The sequence below is a fragment of the Pararhizobium mangrovi genome, from assembly GCF_006516965.1.
Lineage (GTDB): Bacteria > Pseudomonadota > Alphaproteobacteria > Rhizobiales > Rhizobiaceae > Pararhizobium_B > Pararhizobium_B mangrovi.
Genome location: NZ_VHLH01000036.1, coordinates 1 through 16029 on the forward strand (window position 1 = coordinate 1; position 16029 = coordinate 16029).

Here is a 16029-nt window from a genome sequence, read left to right on the forward strand (position 1 = left end):
TGGCACCGTCCCCATGGCGGGATAAACGACACCGTGCCCATCAGCCGCCTCGGTCTCGATCAGGACAACCTGTTGAGGCTCCACAGCTAGAAATCCTTCAGCGGATGTTCGGCCGGATCCGCGTGCGTATGGTCGAAGCCGTGCATCCGGTTTGCCCATTGCAACCCGATGACGGCGCCCTTGACCGGCTGAAGGAGTGCCACGGCGGCGATCGCCGTCAGCGGTGCCCAGATCGCGATGTGGACCCAGCCCGGCAAATCGGTCAGCGCCGCCGTGCCCAGCCAGCCGCCGACCATCAGATGACCGACGATCGCGATCACGAGATAGGCGGGCAGATCGTCGGCCCGATGGTGATGCATCTCCTCCGCACAGGCGGGGCAGGCGTCGAAGGGCTTCAGGAAGGCACGGAAGAGGGGAGCATCGCCGCAAGCCGGACACCGGCTCCGAAATCCGCGAGACATGGCCGTTCCGACGTGGCGCGGCGATGCGGCTTCTGGCGCTGCGTCGCCACGGTGCCGGATCTCAAGCTGGCTCGAACGCTTCATGACGAACCTCTCGCTCTGCGGATCGGCCGGCTTTCAATGCCTGCCGCGTGGTGCTCGCTTCTGTCCCTTCCGACGTTCGCGCGATACGCGTTGACGATCGGCCTGTCGGCTCGCCTTGTGGTAGGAGCGGGTCGTCGCCGGCATCTTCGTCGGCTCGCTGAGCATCTCGAAGAGCAGTGATCCGGCAAGCGGAATGGCTTCCTTCAGCCGCACCTCCACCGTATCGCCAAGGCGGTAGCCGAGCCCGGACCGGTCGCCGGTCAGTGCCTGATGCGCCTCGTCGTAGACATAGTACTCTTCGCCAATCGTGGAAACCGGGATGAAGCCATCCGCCCCGTATTGCGGCAGGGCGACGAACAGGCCGGACTTCGTGACACCGGCAATGCGGCCCTCGAAGGTGGTCCCGATCCGGCCCGCGAGGTGATGGGCGACGAGGCGGTCGACCGTCTCGCGCTCGGCGGCCATCGCGCGGCGCTCGAATGTGGAGATGTCGGCTGCGATGTCGGTCAGGTTCGACTCTTCCTCCGGCGTGATCGCGCCTTCGCCGAGCCCGAGTGCGCCGATCAGCGCACGGTGCACGATCAGGTCGGCATAGCGGCGGATCGGCGAGGTGAAGTGCGCGTAGCGCATCAGGTTCAGGCCGAAATGGCCTATGTTTTCCGGCGCGTAGACGGCCTGGCTCTGCGAACGCAGGACCATTTCACTGACCATCTGTTCGTAGGGTTCGTCCTCGGCTCTTTCGAGGATGCCGTTGAAATGGTTGGCGCGCAGATTGCCGCGTGCAAACGGGATGTCGAGCGTCGAGAGGAAGTCGCGCAGCGACTCCTGCTTGGCAAGCGAGGGTTCGTCGTGAACGCGGTAGACGAGCGGCTGGCGCCGGTTCTCGAGCGTCTCGGCGGCCGAGACGTTCGCCTGGATCATGAACTCCTCGATCAGGCGATGCGCGTCCAGGCGCTCCGGCACGACGACGCGGGCGATGGTGCCGTCCTCGGCGAGTTCGAGGCGCCGTTCGGGCAGGTCGAGTTCGAGAGGCTGTCGCTTCGAACGGCCTCTGCCGAGCACTTCGTAGGCGTGCCAGAGCGGCGTCAGCACCGTGTCCATCAGATGGCCGGTCACGGCATCCACCCGGCCGTCGATCGCTGCCTGCGCCTGCTCGTAGGCGAGGCCGGCCACGCTCTTCATCATCACGCGGTGGAAGCGGTGCTTCAACTTGCGCCCATCCCCGGCGAAGGTCATGCGCACGGCAAGCGCCGGGCGCTCGACGCCTTCGCGCAACGAGCAGAGATCGTTGGAAATGCGCTCGGGCAGCATCGGCACGACGCGATCGGGGAAATAGACCGAGTTTCCGCGGCGAAGCGCCTCCCGGTCGAGCGCGCTGCCGGTGCGCACGTAGTAGGCGACGTCGGCGATCGCGACCGTGACGATCACGCCGCCTTCGTTCGCCGGATCGGGGTCGGCTTCGGCGTGGACGGCGTCGTCGTGGTCTTTAGCAGTCGCCGGGTCGATGGTGACGAGAGGCAGGTCGCGCCAGTCCTCGCGAGCCTTCATGGTCGCGGGCTCGGCCGCTTCGGCCTCGGCGATCGTCGCCTCCGAAAAGCGGTCCGGAATGCCGTGGGCATAGAGCGCGATGGTGGAAAGCGCCTTCTCGCCGCCGATCGAACCGACGATCTTGACGACCTTGCCGCGCTTCAACCCGTAGCGCCCGGCCCCCGTGGCCTCTACCTCGACGAGGTCGCCGTCCTTCGCACCCCCGGTGTCGTCCGGTCCGACAGCCAGTTCCTGCTGGCGCCGGTCGATCGGCATGATGCGGGCTTCGCCGGAGGTCGTCTCACGGAAGACGCCGAGACCGGTGCCCCGGTTCCGGTCGATGATCTTCATCACCTTGGCGCTGTAGGGCGCGCCGATCGGGTCGTCGACACGGGTCAGTCGCGCGAGCACACGGTCGCCGACGCCCGGCGCCGGGGCGGGGCGCTTGCCTCTGCCCTTATCGGACGGCGGACGGATGGAGACGGCAGGTGCCGTTCCGTCGTCCTCGTTCCAGGATGCGGGCCGTGCGAGGAGGCCGCCGCCATTGTCGCGGTGCGTGATATCGAGCAGTGCTACCGGAGGCAGGTCGCCGGGGCGCTTGAGCTGCTTGCGGTCGCGTTGAAGAAGGCCCTCCTCCTCCAGTTCGCGCAGGGCATGCTTGAGCGCGATCCGGTCGTCGCCCTTCACCGAGAAGGCCTTGGCGATGTCGCGCTTGTTCGCCCGGTCGGGATGGTCGGATACGAAACGCAGCAATGTCTCGCGATCCAGCACACCGCCCTCCGGCCGTTTGCGCGTCGAACTCGTCTTGCGGGGCCGGCCACCGGTTCGCTGGGTCACGCTCAGTCCTCGGCCGGCGTATTCGCGGTTTTCGACTTCGACCCGGCAGCGGACGTCTTGCCGGCGGTCGACTTCTTCGCCGCGGTCGTCTTGCCCTTCGCGCCCGTTCCCTTCGACGCAGTGCTCTTGGCAGACGACTTTTTCGCCGTTGCGCTCTTCGCCTTCGTCTTCTTCTTGCCACCGCTCTTGCCGGTCTTTTCGGTAATCAGCGCCAGCGCATCTTCTATGGTGACGGACTGGGGGTCCTTGTCCTTCGGGAGGGTGGCGTTGACCTTGCCCCAGTTCACGTAGGGTCCGTAGCGTCCGTCGCGCACGGCGATGTCGCCGCCGTCTGGATGCTCGCCGAGTTCCTTCAGCGCCGCCGGCTTGCCGCGGCCACGCCCGCCCTTCGACTGCTTTTCCGCAATCAGCGTGACGGCCCGGTTGAGGCCGACGGAAAAGACCTCGTCGATGCCATCGAGGTTCGCATAGGTCTTCTCGTGTCGCACGAACGGACCGTAGCGGCCGAGGCCGGCGGAAATCGCGTTGCCGGTCTCGGGATGCTGGCCGATGTCCCGTGGCAGGGAGAGAAGTGCCAGCGCCTTTTCGTGGTCAATGTCGTCGATCGACCATTCCTTCGGCAGGCTGGAGCGCTTTGCTTCCTTGCCCTCGCCACGCTGGACGTAGGGTCCAAAGCGGCCCGAACGCAGCGTGATCGCCTCCTCGGTATAGGGATCGCGGCCAAGATCCTTCGGCTCGGCGGAAAGCTTCGCTTCCGGCGTATCGGCTGAATCGGGCGAGAGCTGCCGGGTGAAGTTGCACTCGGGATAGTTCGAGCAGCCGACGAACGCGCCGAACTTGCCGAGCTTGAGCGAAAGCTTGCCGTCGGCGCAGTTCGGGCAGGTACGGGGATCGCCTTCCTCGCCTTCCTTCTTCGGGAAGACGAGCGGCGCGAGGTCCTCGTTCAGCGCGTCGAGCACGTCGGAGACGCGCAGCTCCTTCGTCTCCTCGACATGGGCGGTGAAGTCCTTCCAGAAGTCGCGCAGGACCTCCTTCCAGTCGAGATCGCCGTTGGAGATCTTGTCGAGCTTGCTTTCGAGATCGGCGGTGAAATCGTACTCGACGTAGCGTTCGAAGAAATTGCCGAGGAAAGCGGTGACGAGCCGGCCCTTGGATCCGGGGATCAGCTTGCGCTTCTCGACGGTGACGTAATCGCGCTCCTGCAGCGTCGAAAGCGTCGCGGCGTAGGTCGAGGGCCGGCCAATGCCGAGCTCTTCCATCTTCTTGATGAGGGTGGCTTCCGAATAGCGCGGCGGCGGCTCGGTGAAGTGCTGCGTCGGCACGACCTTTTCGCAGGCCTGTTCCTCGTTCGCCCTGATCTCGGGCAGGCGGCCGGCATCGTCCCCGTCGTCGCCCTGTTCGCCGTCTTCCTTGGCGTCGGTATAAGCGGCGATGAAGCCGTCGAAGCGGATGACGGAGCCGGTCGCACGCAGGCCGGCGGTGCGGCCGCCGTTCGTCGCGGTGATCTCGGCGGTCGTGCGCTCGATTTCGGCGGGTGCCATCTGGCTGGCGATGCCGCGCTTCCAGACGAGTTCGTAGAGTCGCGCCTGGTCGGTATCGAGGTAGCGCTTCACCTGATCCGGCGTGCGGGTGAAGTCCGTCGGGCGGATCGCCTCGTGAGCCTCCTGCGCGTTCTTCGCCTTGGTCGAATAAAAACGCGGCTTTTCCGGCCGGTAGCGATCGCCGAACTGGTCCGCGATCGCCGCGCGCGCCGCGTCGATTGCCTCCGGGGCCATCTGCACGCCGTCGGTACGCATATAGGTAATGAGACCGACCGTCTCACCGCCGAGCTCGATGCCCTCGTAGAGGCGCTGCGCGACCTGCATGGTGCGCGAGGCGTTGAAGCCGAGCTTGGAGGAGGCGGCCTGCTGTAGCGTCGAGGTCGTGAAGGGTGGCGACGGGTTACGCTTCGTCGGCTTGGCTTCGACGCTGTCGGTGCGGAAGGAAGCGCCTTCCAGCATTTCTCGGATCGACCCGGCATCGTCGCCGTTGCGGATCGACATCTTCTGCAGGCGCTTGCCCTCGTTCGAGACGAGGCGCGCGGTGAAATCCTCGCCGCGCGGCGTCTTCATCTCGGCGGCAATCTGCCAGTATTCCTCGGAGACGAAGCGCTCGATTTCGGCCTCGCGGTCGCAGACGAGCCGGAGAGCAACCGACTGGACGCGGCCCGCCGAACGCGCGCCCGGCAGCTTGCGCCACAGCACGGGCGAGAGGTTGAAGCCGACGAGATAGTCGAGTGCGCGGCGGGCGAGATAGGCCTCGACCAGCGGCGAATCGATCTCGCGCGGATTGTCCATCGCGTCGAGGACGGCCTTCTTGGTGATCGCGTTGAAGACGACGCGGCTGACGCGCTTGTCCTTCAGCACCTTCTTGCGCCGCAGGACCTCGAGCACGTGCCACGAGATCGCTTCGCCCTCGCGATCGGGGTCGGTCGCGAGAATCAGCCCGTCGGAGGAGGCGAGCGCGTCGGCGATCTCCTTCAGCCGCTTGTTGGAGGCGGTATCGACCTGCCACGTCATCTCGAAGTCTTCGTCTGGCTTCACCGATCCGTCCTTGGCGGGAAGATCGCGCACGTGGCCGAACGAGGCCAGAACCTTGTAGTTCGAGCCCAGGTACTTGTTGATGGTCTTGGCCTTGGCGGGCGATTCGACGACGACGACGTCCATTGGGCATCCAAAAAGTGTGAGCGGGCATGGTGCCGGTGCGAAGCAATGCCCGGCGCGTCCCGACATGGACAGCCGCAGGGAAAGGGTCAAGGGCAAGGCGTCAATTTCACTCTTACTGCGGTGCACAACCAATAAGCGAAATTGCGTTTGCAATTTATACTGCTAATACGTACGATTTCCGTGTTTTCGCCGAATGGAGTGTCGACTCGATGCAGCTTTCCAAGGGTTCTCGGGATTGCGAACACGGACGGGTACAGGAGGATATTTCGTATATTCGGCAGATGTTGAACGAGCTTCGTTCCGTCGCCGATCGCGACGGCTGCGACATGCTGTGCTACCTCATCGAAATGGCCTGCCTGGAGGCGAGCGAGATCGAGAAGGAAAAGCCGAACTCGCGCTTTTACGGTTGAATCGAACCGTTTTCGTTTTCCCTTTCGAAGGAAAAGCCGCGGCCGTGTTTCAGGACAAGCCGGCGGTCGGCGCCAGCGATACGAGGCCGCCCGGATGGCGGTGCAACCGCCCCGCAAGATCGAGCTCGAGCAGCACGAGATGCACGGCGGCCGTCGGGGCGGCGGTATGCTGGATCAGTGCATCGACGGCGACCGGGGTCATGTCGAGCGCATCGACGATGCGCGAGCGCTCGCCTTCGTCTGGAGGCGCGGCAGGGAACGAAGTCATGTCCGGCTCCGCGACCGAGGGCCGTTTCTCCACCGGCAGAGCACCGAGCGGGGCGAGTGCATCCAGCACGTCGGCCGATTCGGTGACCATGGACGCCCCGTCCTTCAGAAGGCCGTTGGTGCCGCCGGCGCGCGGGTCGAGGGGCGAGCCGGGCACCGCGAAGACGAGGCGGCCGAAGTCCGCGGCCTGACGCGCGGTGATCAGCGAGCCCGACCGTTTTGCCGCTTCGATGACGACGAGGCCGAGCGCGATGCCGGCGATGAGGCGATTGCGGCGCGGGAAGTCCCGCGCCCGGGGTTCCCAACCGAACGGCATCTCGCTGACGACGAGCCCGGCGCCCGAGCGCATCCGTTCGTAAAGCGCGGCGTTTTGCGGCGGGTAGGGTCGATCGAGCCCGCCGGCCATCGCCGCGATCGTGCCGGTTTCGACGGCAGCCGCATGCGCGGCCGCGTCGATGCCGCGCGCCATCCCCGAGACGAGCACGTAGCCGGCCGCCCCGATCGCACGCGTCAGCGATGTCGCGATGCGGCAGCCGACCGCCGAAGCGTTGCGCGAGCCGACCATTCCGACGGCCGGCCGGTGCGTGAGGGTGAGATCGCCGCACATCGCCAGAAGAGGCGGCGCGCCGTCGACCATGCGCAGGGCCGGCGGATAATCCGGCTCGCCCATGCCGACAAACTGTGCACCGAAGCGTTCGGCCGTTTCCATCTCCGCTTCGGCGTCGCTGCTCGTCGCGATGCGGATGCGTCGGGAGCCGCCGCGTGCGGCAAGGTCCGGCAGCATTTCGATCGCGCGGGCAGCCGAGCCGAAATGGTTGATGAGGTCGCGAAAGGTCGCCGGGCCGACATTGTCGCTGCGGATGAGGCGAAGCCATGCGAGGCGTTGGGCATCGGAAAGGGGGATGCCTTCGCCCTCGGCTTCGGGCGAGGCGCTCACCCCTTCTCTCCGATACGCCCTTCGGTGCCCGAAACGAGCCGCGTGATGTTCGTGCGGTGCTTGAAGAAGCTGATCGCCGTCATCACCGCGAAGAGGAGTGCGAGCGATCCGCGGTCGACGATGAAGAGGAAGAGCGTCGTCGCGACCATTGCGACGAGTGCGGAAAGGGAAGAGTAGCGCGAAAGTTTGGCCGTCCCGAGCCAGAACACGGCGAAGACCGGCACGCCGAGCGGGGCGAGCCCGAGCAGCACGCCGATATAGGTCGCGACGCCCTTGCCGCCACGAAAGCCGATCCATACGGGAAAGAGATGCCCGAGAAAGGCGCCGAAGCCGGCAGCAATTCCCCCATCGAGGCCGAGCAGGTAATGCGCAAGCACGGCCGGGATCGTGCCCTTCAGCGCGTCGCAGAGCAAGGTCGCGGCGGCGATCTTTTTGTTGCCGGTACGCAGGACGTTGGTCGCGCCGATATTGCCGGAACCGATGGTGCGCACGTCGCCGAGGCCGGCAAGGCGCGTGAGCAGCAGGCCGAAGGGGACGGAACCGATGGCATAGCCGGCAAGCAAGGCAACGAACAGACCGGCGGGACCCGCGTCCCACACACCCGTACCGATCATCGGTGAACTCCCCCGGTCGAACTCTCACCGAACCTAGCGCAGTTCGCGCGGCGAAGGAACTCTACCATCGGAATGCTTCAGCCCGCGGCGAAAACTTCGCGGCCGCGGACATAGGTGCGCCGGACGCGTCCCTGCATGCGGGCACGTTCGAAGGCCGTGTTCTTCGACAGGGAGACCAGATCGTCCTCGCTGACGATCCACGGCTCGTCCGGATCGACGAGTACGATGTCGGCAAGCGCACCGGGGGCGAGCGTACCGGCGTCGAGGCCGAAGATCTTCGCCGGTCGCGTCGCCAGCGCATCGACGAGGCGCATCAGCGAAACCTGGTCCCCGTGATAGAGGCGAAGCGCTGCCGCGAGCAGCGTTTCGAGACCCGCCGCGCCGTCGGCGGCATCGCTGAAGGGCAGGCGCTTGGTATCGACGTCCTGCGGATCGTGCGAGGAGACGACGACATCGATGATCCCCTGTTCGAGCGCCTTCACCATCGCCTGGCGTTCCTCTTCGGCGCGAAGCGGCGGCGACATCTTGAAGAAGGTGCGGTACTCGCCGATGTCGTTCTCGTTGAGCGCCAAATGGTTGATCGATACGCCGCAGCTCACCGGCAGGCCACGCCGCTTGGCCGCGCGCACGAGTTCAGCCGATTCGCCGACGGAAATCTTCGCCGCGTGGTAATTCACGCCGGTAAGGGCTGCGAGACGAAGATCGCGTTCGAGCGGAATGATCTCCGCTTCCTGCGGGATCCCCGGCAGGCCGAGCCAGCTTGCGAAAAGGCCTTCGTTCATCACGCCGCCGGCTGCGAGATGCCGGTCCTGCGTCTCGCAGGCGACGAGCGCGCCGAGCTGGCGTGCATAGGTCATCGCCCGGCGCATGACGAGCGTGTCCGCGATCGTCCGGCGACCTTCGGTGAACGCGACGGCACCGGCTTCGGCCAGCAGACCGAGCTCGCTCATCTCGCGGCCTTCGAGGCCACGCGTCAGGGCGGCCGCCGGATGGATGTTGACGATCGCCTCGTCGCGCGCGGTCTTGCGCACGAATTCCACGAGGGCGACGTCGTCGATCACCGGATGGGTGTCCGGCATCATGACGAGCGAGGTCACGCCGCCGGCCGCCGCCGCCCGGCTCGCCGAGGCGATCGTCTCGCGATGCTCGGCGCCCGGCTGGCCGATGAAGACGCGCGTATCGACGAGACCGGGGATCGCGAGCAGTCCGTCGGCATCGACGATCTCCGCTCCTTCCGGCGCGCCCTGATTCGTCGCGTCGGCGCCGGCCGCTTCGATCCGACCGTTCCTGATGACGATCGTGCCGGTTTCGTCGATATCGCGCGAGGGATCGACGATGCGCGCATTGCGAATGACCAGGGGCGGATGGCTCACGGCGTGGCCTCCGCGTTCTGTGGCAACGCGAGTGCTTCCATGACGGCCATGCGGACGGCGACGCCCATCTCCACCTGTTCCTCGATGACGCTCGAAGGTCCGTCGGCCACCTCCGAGGCGATTTCGACGCCGCGGTTCATCGGACCGGGATGCATGACGAGCGCATCGGGCTTCGCAGCCTTGAGCCGCCTGGCATCGAGCCCGAAGCGCTGGAAATATTCGCGAACCGAAGGCACGAACGCGCCCGCCATGCGCTCGCGTTGAAGGCGCAGCATCATTACGACGTCGGCGTCCGCGAGCCCGTCCTCCAGTCGGTCGAAGACCTCGACGCCCATGCGCTCGATCCCGGTCGGCAGGAGGGTCGCGGGGGCGACGACCCGCACCCGTGCACCCATGGCGTTGAGGAGAAGGATGTTCGATCGGGCGACGCGCGAATGCAGGATGTCGCCGCAGATGGTGACGACCAGTCGCGCGATCCGGCCCCGGGCGCGACGGATGGTCAGCGCGTCCAGAAGCGCCTGCGTGGGATGTTCGTGCGCCCCGTCGCCGGCATTGATGACCGAACAGGCAACCTTCTGCGCGAGGAGGGCCGCCGCGCCGGCCGAACCGTGACGCACGACGAGAATATCCGGTCGCATCGCGTTCAGCGTCATCGCCGTGTCGACGAGCGTCTCGCCCTTGGAGACGGACGAACTGGCGACGGACATGTTCATGACGTCCGCGCCGAGGCGCTTGCCGGCAAGCTCGAAGGAGGATTGGGTTCGCGTCGAGGGCTCGAAGAAAAGGTTGATCTGTGTCAGCCCCTTGAGCGTACTCGTCTTCTTGTGGCGCTGACGGCTGATGTGCACCGCCTCGTCCGCCTTGTCGAGGAGGAAGGCGATGTCGTGCTCGGAAAGGTTGGCGATACCGAGCAGATGACGGTGCGTGAACGGAAAGATGGGTCGGGCCGCGCTCATGGTCGGGCGCTCTATAGGCGCGAATCGCGCGGTGGACAACCGCTCGCCGGCGCGGCGTCGCGCTTGCGCACCGCGAATGCCCGAATGCAAAAGTGGCCGAATCCCGCTAGACAGGCGGAAAGGCTTACCCTTCAACCGTACGAGGACCGCGCGAGACCTTGGTCAATCAGCCCCGCCTTTATGCCGGCGTCAACGCCTATCGTCTCGATCCGCTGCTGACGGACGTCACGGCGGACATGCCGAAGTCGCTGCGCGAGGGGTTCGATGCGATCGGACGGTTCACGACCTCGGTCGAGGGACAGGATCTCGCGCGCATGGCGAACCGGTCGGCCCCCGAACTGCGTGCCCTCGATGCGCGCGGCGAGCGGACGGATCAGGTGGAATACCATCCGGCCTATCATGCGCTGATGCGCCGATCCGTGGCTGCGGGGCTGCATTGCTCGGTTTGGGAGAACGTACCCGACGAAGCCGGCATCTCGCATCAGGCCCGCGCCGTGCGCTTCTTCCTGACGGCCGGTCTCGAACGCGGCCATCTTGCAGCGATCAGCACGACGGCCGCTTCCGTCGCGGCGATCGCGGCGTCGCCGCGTGTTGCCAAGGACTGGGCGCCCCGCGTTCTGACGCGACGCTACGATTCGGCGACCAAGCCCGCCATGCGAAAGCAGGGGGTTACCATCGGCATGGCCATGACCGAACGTCAGGGTGGTTCGGACGTCGAGGGATGTGCGAGCACCGCTTCGCGCGTCGGCGAGGGGATCTACCGGCTGACGGGAGAAAAATGGTTCGTTGGCGCTCCGATGAGTGATGCCTTCGTAACGCTTGGGCGAACCGAAGAGGGGGTCAGCTGTTTCCTCGTGCCGCGCGTTCTCGAAGACGGCGCGGCGAACGGGATCGAGCTTCGACGGTTGAAGGACATGTCCGGCACCCGGTCGAACGCGTGCGTCGAAATGGGGCTTTCGCAAAGCTACGGCTTCCTTCTCGGCACGGCAGGCACCGGCGTGCGGACGATCCTCGACATGGTGACCCTGACGCGGCTCGATTGCGCGCTCGTCTCCGCCGGTCTCATGCGCGCCGCACTTGGCGAGGCCGTCTTCCACGTCCGCCGGCGTACCGTCTCCGGTAATCCGCTCGCCGAACGGCCGATCATGACGCGGGTGCTCGCCGATCTCTCGCTCGACACGGCGGCCGCGACAGCACTTTCGTTGCGCCTCGCGCGCTCCTTCGACCGGGCGCGTGAATCCCGCGAGGAGGCAGCTTACGCCCGGTTGATGACGCCGGTCACGAAATACTGGGTGTGCAAAAGCGCGCCGGGCTTCGTTTCCGAGGCGATGGAGTGCATCGGGGGGAGCGGCTACGTCGAGGACCGGCCGATCGCACGGCACTATCGCGATGCGCCGGCAAGCGGCCTGTGGGAAGGCACGGGCAACGCCATGGCGCTCGACGTCCTGCGGGTGCTCGGCCGCGGCCGCGAGCTGCTCGACAGCGTCGTCGCCGGCATCGGCCACGATCTGGGCCCGGCCGGCGCAAGGACCGTCGACGTGCTTCGGGCGGCCATCGCGCTTGCGCAGGAAGACGAGGGAGCCGCGCGCATGCTGACCGAGCAGCTCGCGCTCGCTGCTGCGGCGGCCGAACTGAACCGCCTCGGCGCGGCCCACATCGCCGATGCGTTCGCCGAGACGCGGCTTGCCGGTTCGTGGCGTTCGACTTACGGCATGCTCGATTCGCGTTTCGACGCAGCCCGCATCCTCGAAGTGCTCTGCCCGGACGCCGATGCGGACGCCGGACGCTAGAGCCTTTTAGGTTTATACGGAAGCGCTCTGTTCGATCGTGCCGGTTTCCCACGCGAAGGCGATCGCAGCGCGATGTGGTTCATCGGGCAAGATCGCCGACAAAGTGGGAGAGCGGCACGGTCGAACCCTTCGGGCCGGCCCTGTTTGCGCCATGACGCTTCGACGGATGGCTCGACCGTACCGCCAGTACGCTCGTCGCCATCCGTCTCGGTCCTGACGCAAACAGGGTCGGCAGAGCGTTTCCGTATGAACCTGAAAGGCTCTTGAGCCTTTCCCGGCCACGGTGATCCGGTCCGGCATCGCGAACAATGAGATAGGCCGCGCGGCTCGCAGCGATCAGAGCGCAGGACGCTCCCGTATTTTCGCTTGCCGACCCTTCCTTCTCAGCGCTGCTGGATTGCCCTCGCCGGACGGGCGCAATCCCGTTCGAACGCTTCGATGTCCGCATGGTGCTCGTCACCCGGCCGTGCGCAGGGAACGAGGATGGTGGTCCCGCCGTCATCGTCGGATTGGCTGGCAAGTTCGATCCATGGCCCGTTTGCAAGGTTCACGCTGCGGTTGCGTTCGAACCAGGCGCGCATCTGGCCGATCGCCTCGTCCGTAGAGGTCGCCGTTTCGCGTGGGAAGGTGAAACGCGCGTAGCTTTTCCGGTCGAACAGGTAACCGAAATCGACATCGTCCTGAAAAAGCTTCCGCAGCCTGTCGCCAGCGATGCGTGCGGGTTCGGCGCAAAGCTCGATGATGGTGATCGGCGAACCCGGCGCACGTCCGACGAGGCAGGAGAGATGCACGTCGTCCGGAAGGGCGAGTGCGCGCTTCAGAAAGAGCGCCGATCCCACCTCTGGTGAAGAGGGCGAACCGAACACGACCAGCCGCTTTCGCAGCACGAACACCGGTTCCGGGTCGATCAACGTCACCTCGACCGGAGGCAGGGCGGCGACCGGCGAGGACCGGTATCGATCGCGGATATGGATCGGCGAATGGTTGTAGCGGCCCTTCAGGGCACGGGTGAAGCCGGACTGGAACGCAAAACCGGATTTGACGCAAAGCTGCATGAAGTCCTCGTTCGCGATGGCGATCTCGAAGAAGACATGCGTGAAGATCGATTCGCGCACGCAAAAGGCGAGTGGGAAGCCGCAGTGCTTGCGGTAGAGCTGGCGAAAGCTTTCCGCCGAAATCGCGTGCCGGGCCAGCCAGGCCTCTCGCGCAAGGGTTTCGAGGGGCCCGGCCTCGAACGTGGCGATGAAGCGTTTGACGAGCGGATTCCTAACTTCGCGAAGCATGTCCTGTTCCCTTATAGTTGTATTTAGGCAACATACTTGTCGCTTAAGTTGTGTCTTACCATTCCCGGGATGAGTGGCACAACCCAGGATAATTCAACTCCATATATTCAATCTATAAGAGTGTATGTCGGTAGGGGACGCGCCATTGGCGCCAAGCACGCAGGGCCCGACAGGGGCCAGGGGGATTTGCATGACGGGCACTCGATGCCACCACGACGGGCGAGCCGTGTCTCGCCGCCTTCGCTTCCTCGTTGCGACGGCGGTTCTGACGGTGGGCGCCGCGACCGCTCACGCACAGAGCGTGTCTTCGGCGCCCATGGACTGGAGCGGCGGCTACAATTTCGGCGGCACGAACGCCATGGCGCTGAAGCTGAACCAGGCGCAGATCATCGAGAAGAAGGACAGCGGCTACTACGCGGACTCGGCCAAGAACTATTACGACGTCACCAACGACAACAGCACGAACATCAAGAACCAGTCGAACTCGACCGGTTCGGTGAATAGCTCCGAAACGAACGTCGATTTCGGCGGTGACGGGAACCGCTTCGACAACGCGAGCACGTCGTACTCCAACGGCTGCCAGGACGGGTCCATCGACATCTCCTCGGGAAGCGAGGGGGCGTCGGCGTGCAACTGATCGGAGACGAACGCAGGCGAAAGCTTGCCGTGGCGTGCATCTGCCTCCCGGCACTTGCACTGACGGGCTGCGCGGGTGCGCCGGGTATCGCCGGGGCGAACCAGGATGCGGCGCTGATCCAGGGGCCGCCCATCCGCGATATCGTCACGCCCTTCGATACGGCGCTGAGCTGCCTGAAGGGAAAGATCTCGAACAAGCTGGTCTTTTCCGTCGGTGCGATCGAGGACCGGACGGGCAAGGAGTCCTTCACCGACGGCGGCACCGGCAAGTTCGTCACGCAAGGCGCCGGCGACATCGTCCAGTCGGCGCTCTTCAAGGCGGGTGCGACGGTCGTCAACCGCCGTGATCCGCGCATCACGACAACGGAGATCGGTTGGAAGATCAAGAGCCCGAAGCATCTGATCCCGACGAACTTCTACATCACGGGCTCGATCAACTCGCTCGACTTCATTCCCGGCAGCGGAGCGGAGGTGCAGGTCGCGGGCGTCGGTCCGCGCTACCGCCAGAACCGCATTCTCGTCGGGCTCGATCTGGCGCTGACGCAGGCGAGCACGTCGCGCGTTGTCGCCGACGTACCTCTGCAAAAGCAGATCTTCCAGGACGAGGCGGGCATCGGCTTCGGCCGTTTCCTCGGCGACACGCTGGTTGCCGGCGACATCGGCGGGCGCGAACGCGAAGCGACCAACCTCGCCCTGCGGCAGATGCTGAACTTCGCGACCTTCGACCTGCTGACCCAGGTGATGAAAGCCAAGGCCTTTGAGGCCTGCCGACCGAAGATCGACACCGCTTTCGGGTCGATCCGGCACACCGGCACGAAGGAACGTCTCGACAAGCTGCAGGCGATGGAGAACGGGCCCGGTGGGCACCTCAAGGAAAAGATCGCGGCCATGAAGGCCGAGCCGGCGGAAGCCGACGAGACGAAGGCAGAAGGGGAAAAGGTCATCCGCAAGGCGACGCAGCATGGCGACGGCTCGCAGACGGGCCATGCGACGAGCACGCGTGACCGTGCCCGGGCGCAGGCCCTCTTCGGCCAATGAGAATGCGGGGGGTGAACCTTCGTATGGCGGGTATCGGGGGACCGAGCCCGCATATCGAGCCGACCCGGAACGGGCGGCATCCAAAAGGAGAGTGGACTATGAAAACTGGGTTTCTCGCCGGCGTTTCCGTGCTGGCTCTGACCTTCGGCATGGCTGCCGCGAATGCACAGGTCGTCGATATCTCGAACATCGATCCGGAGATCGCCGCGAACGTTCTGGGCAACGCGATCCAGAACGGACAGCTCGACATCGACGATATCAGCACCGACGGTTCCGGCGACAATCTGAGCCAGACGCTGGGTTCGAACATCCTCGACCTGGCAGACAACTATGACAACGGCATCGTCATCGGCGGTTCGCTCAACAGCGCGAATGTCGATGCTTCGGTAAATGTTACGCCGGAAGCGGTCAATCTCAGCGACTTCGCCACCGGCGAGTTCACGCTCGGCGTCAATGCCGGCCTCGCGCTGAACGGTTCCGTCGATATCGACGCCGGTGCCGCCGGTGGCAGCACGCCGAACACGGCTGCCGATTCCGGTGTTCTCAGTGCCGACGTGGATCTCGGCGTCTTTGCTGGCGCCGGTGCCGGCATCTTCGATCCGGACTACCTCAACGCGGTCGTGCAGGGCGGTACCACCAACATCACCGATCAGATCTCGACGACGGCGCTGGGTGCCTATCGAACGGGCGATGTCGCCCTGCCGACGCTTGAAAGCGCCAGCAACACGAGCCTGAGCGGCGGCTTCGACGGTGGTACGCTGAGCAGCTCCGACGACGAGTCGTCCTTCTCGAACGTTGCGCTCGACGACAATTCGGCGATCGCACGGTCGTCCTACTCGACCGCCTTCGACCAGGATGGCCCGAGCTTCAACGCGACCTTCGGTGACGCCGCTTCGCGTTCGGGCTTCGTTGCCGACACGTTGACCACGAACGTCGCCTTCAACGACGGCTTCATCAACGGCTCGGTCACCGTCGGCGGCCTGAAGTCGCGTATCGACGGCATCTCGACGACCGCGATCGGTGCCTACAATTCCGGCGGCATCACGGTCGTGACCGGCGATTCCTCCGGTTCGGCCAACTCGGACAACGACTCCGACTAGGCCTCGTCGCT

The 16029-nt window shown here is 65.4% G+C and carries 13 protein-coding genes; 5 read left to right on the top strand and 8 right to left on the bottom strand.

All coding sequences use genetic code 11. The annotated features are described in order from the left end of the window. Window positions 1-86 precede the first annotated feature (86 nt). The 3 genes from FJU11_RS15970 to topA are packed head-to-tail and all read right to left on the bottom strand — an operon-like array spanning window position 87 to window position 5614. Complete coding sequence (locus tag FJU11_RS15970) at window positions 87-545, bottom strand: DUF983 domain-containing protein (protein ID WP_141168078.1); 459 nt, start codon at window positions 543-545, stop codon at window positions 87-89. Window positions 546-578: 33 nt separating this feature from the next. Further along, a complete protein-coding gene (gene rnr, locus FJU11_RS15975) occupies window positions 579-2909 on the bottom strand; it encodes a ribonuclease R (protein ID WP_235891074.1) in 2331 nt (776 codons plus the stop codon). A 2-nt stretch (window positions 2910-2911) separates the two neighbouring features. Beyond that, window positions 2912-5614: a type I DNA topoisomerase gene (gene topA / locus FJU11_RS15980; RefSeq protein ID WP_141168080.1), complete on the bottom strand. Its 2703-nt coding sequence runs from the start codon at window positions 5612-5614 to the stop codon at window positions 2912-2914. Window positions 5615-5823: 209 nt separating this feature from the next. Between topA and FJU11_RS18860 the strand changes: the two genes are divergently transcribed. After that, window positions 5824-6024 carry a hypothetical protein gene (locus FJU11_RS18860; protein ID WP_141168081.1) on the top strand — a complete coding sequence of 67 codons (201 nt, stop codon included), beginning with the start codon at window positions 5824-5826 and terminating at the stop codon, window positions 6022-6024. A 49-nt stretch (window positions 6025-6073) separates the two neighbouring features. Here the strand turns inward: FJU11_RS18860 and dprA are convergent, their stop codons facing one another. The 4 genes from dprA to FJU11_RS16005 all read right to left on the bottom strand — a co-directional run bounded on the left by dprA (window position 6074) and on the right by FJU11_RS16005 (window position 10171). Continuing rightward, window positions 6074-7228, bottom strand: a complete 1155-nt coding sequence (gene dprA / locus FJU11_RS15990; protein ID WP_141168082.1) for a DNA-processing protein DprA — start codon at window positions 7226-7228, stop codon at window positions 6074-6076. Further along, the gene (gene plsY, locus FJU11_RS15995) at window positions 7225-7842 is read right to left on the bottom strand and encodes a glycerol-3-phosphate 1-O-acyltransferase PlsY (RefSeq protein ID WP_141168083.1); all 618 of its coding nucleotides are present in this window, start codon (window positions 7840-7842) and stop codon (window positions 7225-7227) included. Before plsY ends, dprA begins: the two co-directional genes overlap by 4 nt. A 77-nt stretch (window positions 7843-7919) precedes the next feature. Further along, entirely contained in the window at window positions 7920-9215 is a 1296-nt protein-coding gene (locus FJU11_RS16000) for a dihydroorotase (protein WP_141168084.1), read from the bottom strand. After that, window positions 9212-10171, bottom strand: a complete 960-nt coding sequence (locus FJU11_RS16005; protein ID WP_407946736.1) for an aspartate carbamoyltransferase catalytic subunit — start codon at window positions 10169-10171, stop codon at window positions 9212-9214. Before FJU11_RS16005 ends, FJU11_RS16000 begins: the two co-directional genes overlap by 4 nt. A gap of 158 nt (window positions 10172-10329) precedes the next feature. Between FJU11_RS16005 and FJU11_RS16010 the strand changes: the two genes are divergently transcribed. Beyond that, window positions 10330-11961 (top strand): acyl-CoA dehydrogenase family protein, encoded by a 1632-nt coding sequence (locus FJU11_RS16010; RefSeq protein WP_235891075.1) that lies wholly within the window; start codon window positions 10330-10332, stop codon window positions 11959-11961. A gap of 383 nt (window positions 11962-12344) precedes the next feature. Here the strand turns inward: FJU11_RS16010 and FJU11_RS16015 are convergent, their stop codons facing one another. Next, window positions 12345-13244, bottom strand: coding sequence for a hypothetical protein (locus tag FJU11_RS16015; RefSeq protein WP_141168085.1), 900 nt, complete (start codon window positions 13242-13244; stop codon window positions 12345-12347). A 190-nt stretch (window positions 13245-13434) separates the two neighbouring features. Between FJU11_RS16015 and FJU11_RS16020 the strand changes: the two genes are divergently transcribed. The 3 genes from FJU11_RS16020 to FJU11_RS16030 all read left to right on the top strand — a co-directional run bounded on the left by FJU11_RS16020 (window position 13435) and on the right by FJU11_RS16030 (window position 16018). Further along, window positions 13435-13881, top strand: coding sequence for a hypothetical protein (locus tag FJU11_RS16020; protein WP_181408219.1), 447 nt, complete (start codon window positions 13435-13437; stop codon window positions 13879-13881). After that, window positions 13872-14918: a CsgG/HfaB family protein gene (locus FJU11_RS16025; RefSeq protein WP_210242902.1), complete on the top strand. Its 1047-nt coding sequence runs from the start codon at window positions 13872-13874 to the stop codon at window positions 14916-14918. Before FJU11_RS16020 ends, FJU11_RS16025 begins: the two co-directional genes overlap by 10 nt. Before the next feature lie 98 nt (window positions 14919-15016). Next, window positions 15017-16018 (top strand): hypothetical protein, encoded by a 1002-nt coding sequence (locus FJU11_RS16030; RefSeq protein WP_141168087.1) that lies wholly within the window; start codon window positions 15017-15019, stop codon window positions 16016-16018. The last annotated feature ends 11 nt before the right edge of the window (window positions 16019-16029 follow it).

Excerpts from the sequence above, each read along its gene's own strand:
- FJU11_RS16020 (WP_181408219.1), top strand. The coding sequence starts at position 13,435 with ATGACGGGCACTCGATGCCACCACGACGGGCGAGCCGTGTCTCGCCGC.
- topA (WP_141168080.1), bottom strand. The coding sequence starts at position 5,614 with ATGGACGTCGTCGTCGTCGAATCGCCCGCCAAGGCCAAGACCATCAAC.
- FJU11_RS16015 (WP_141168085.1), bottom strand. The coding sequence starts at position 13,244 with ATGCTTCGCGAAGTTAGGAATCCGCTCGTCAAACGCTTCATCGCCACG.
- FJU11_RS16030 (WP_141168087.1), top strand. The coding sequence starts at position 15,017 with ATGAAAACTGGGTTTCTCGCCGGCGTTTCCGTGCTGGCTCTGACCTTC.
- FJU11_RS15970 (WP_141168078.1), bottom strand. The coding sequence starts at position 545 with ATGAAGCGTTCGAGCCAGCTTGAGATCCGGCACCGTGGCGACGCAGCG.
- FJU11_RS16005 (WP_407946736.1), bottom strand. The coding sequence starts at position 10,171 with ATGAGCGCGGCCCGACCCATCTTTCCGTTCACGCACCGTCATCTGCTC.
- FJU11_RS18860 (WP_141168081.1), top strand. The coding sequence starts at position 5,824 with ATGCAGCTTTCCAAGGGTTCTCGGGATTGCGAACACGGACGGGTACAG.
- plsY (WP_141168083.1), bottom strand. The coding sequence starts at position 7,842 with ATGATCGGTACGGGTGTGTGGGACGCGGGTCCCGCCGGTCTGTTCGTT.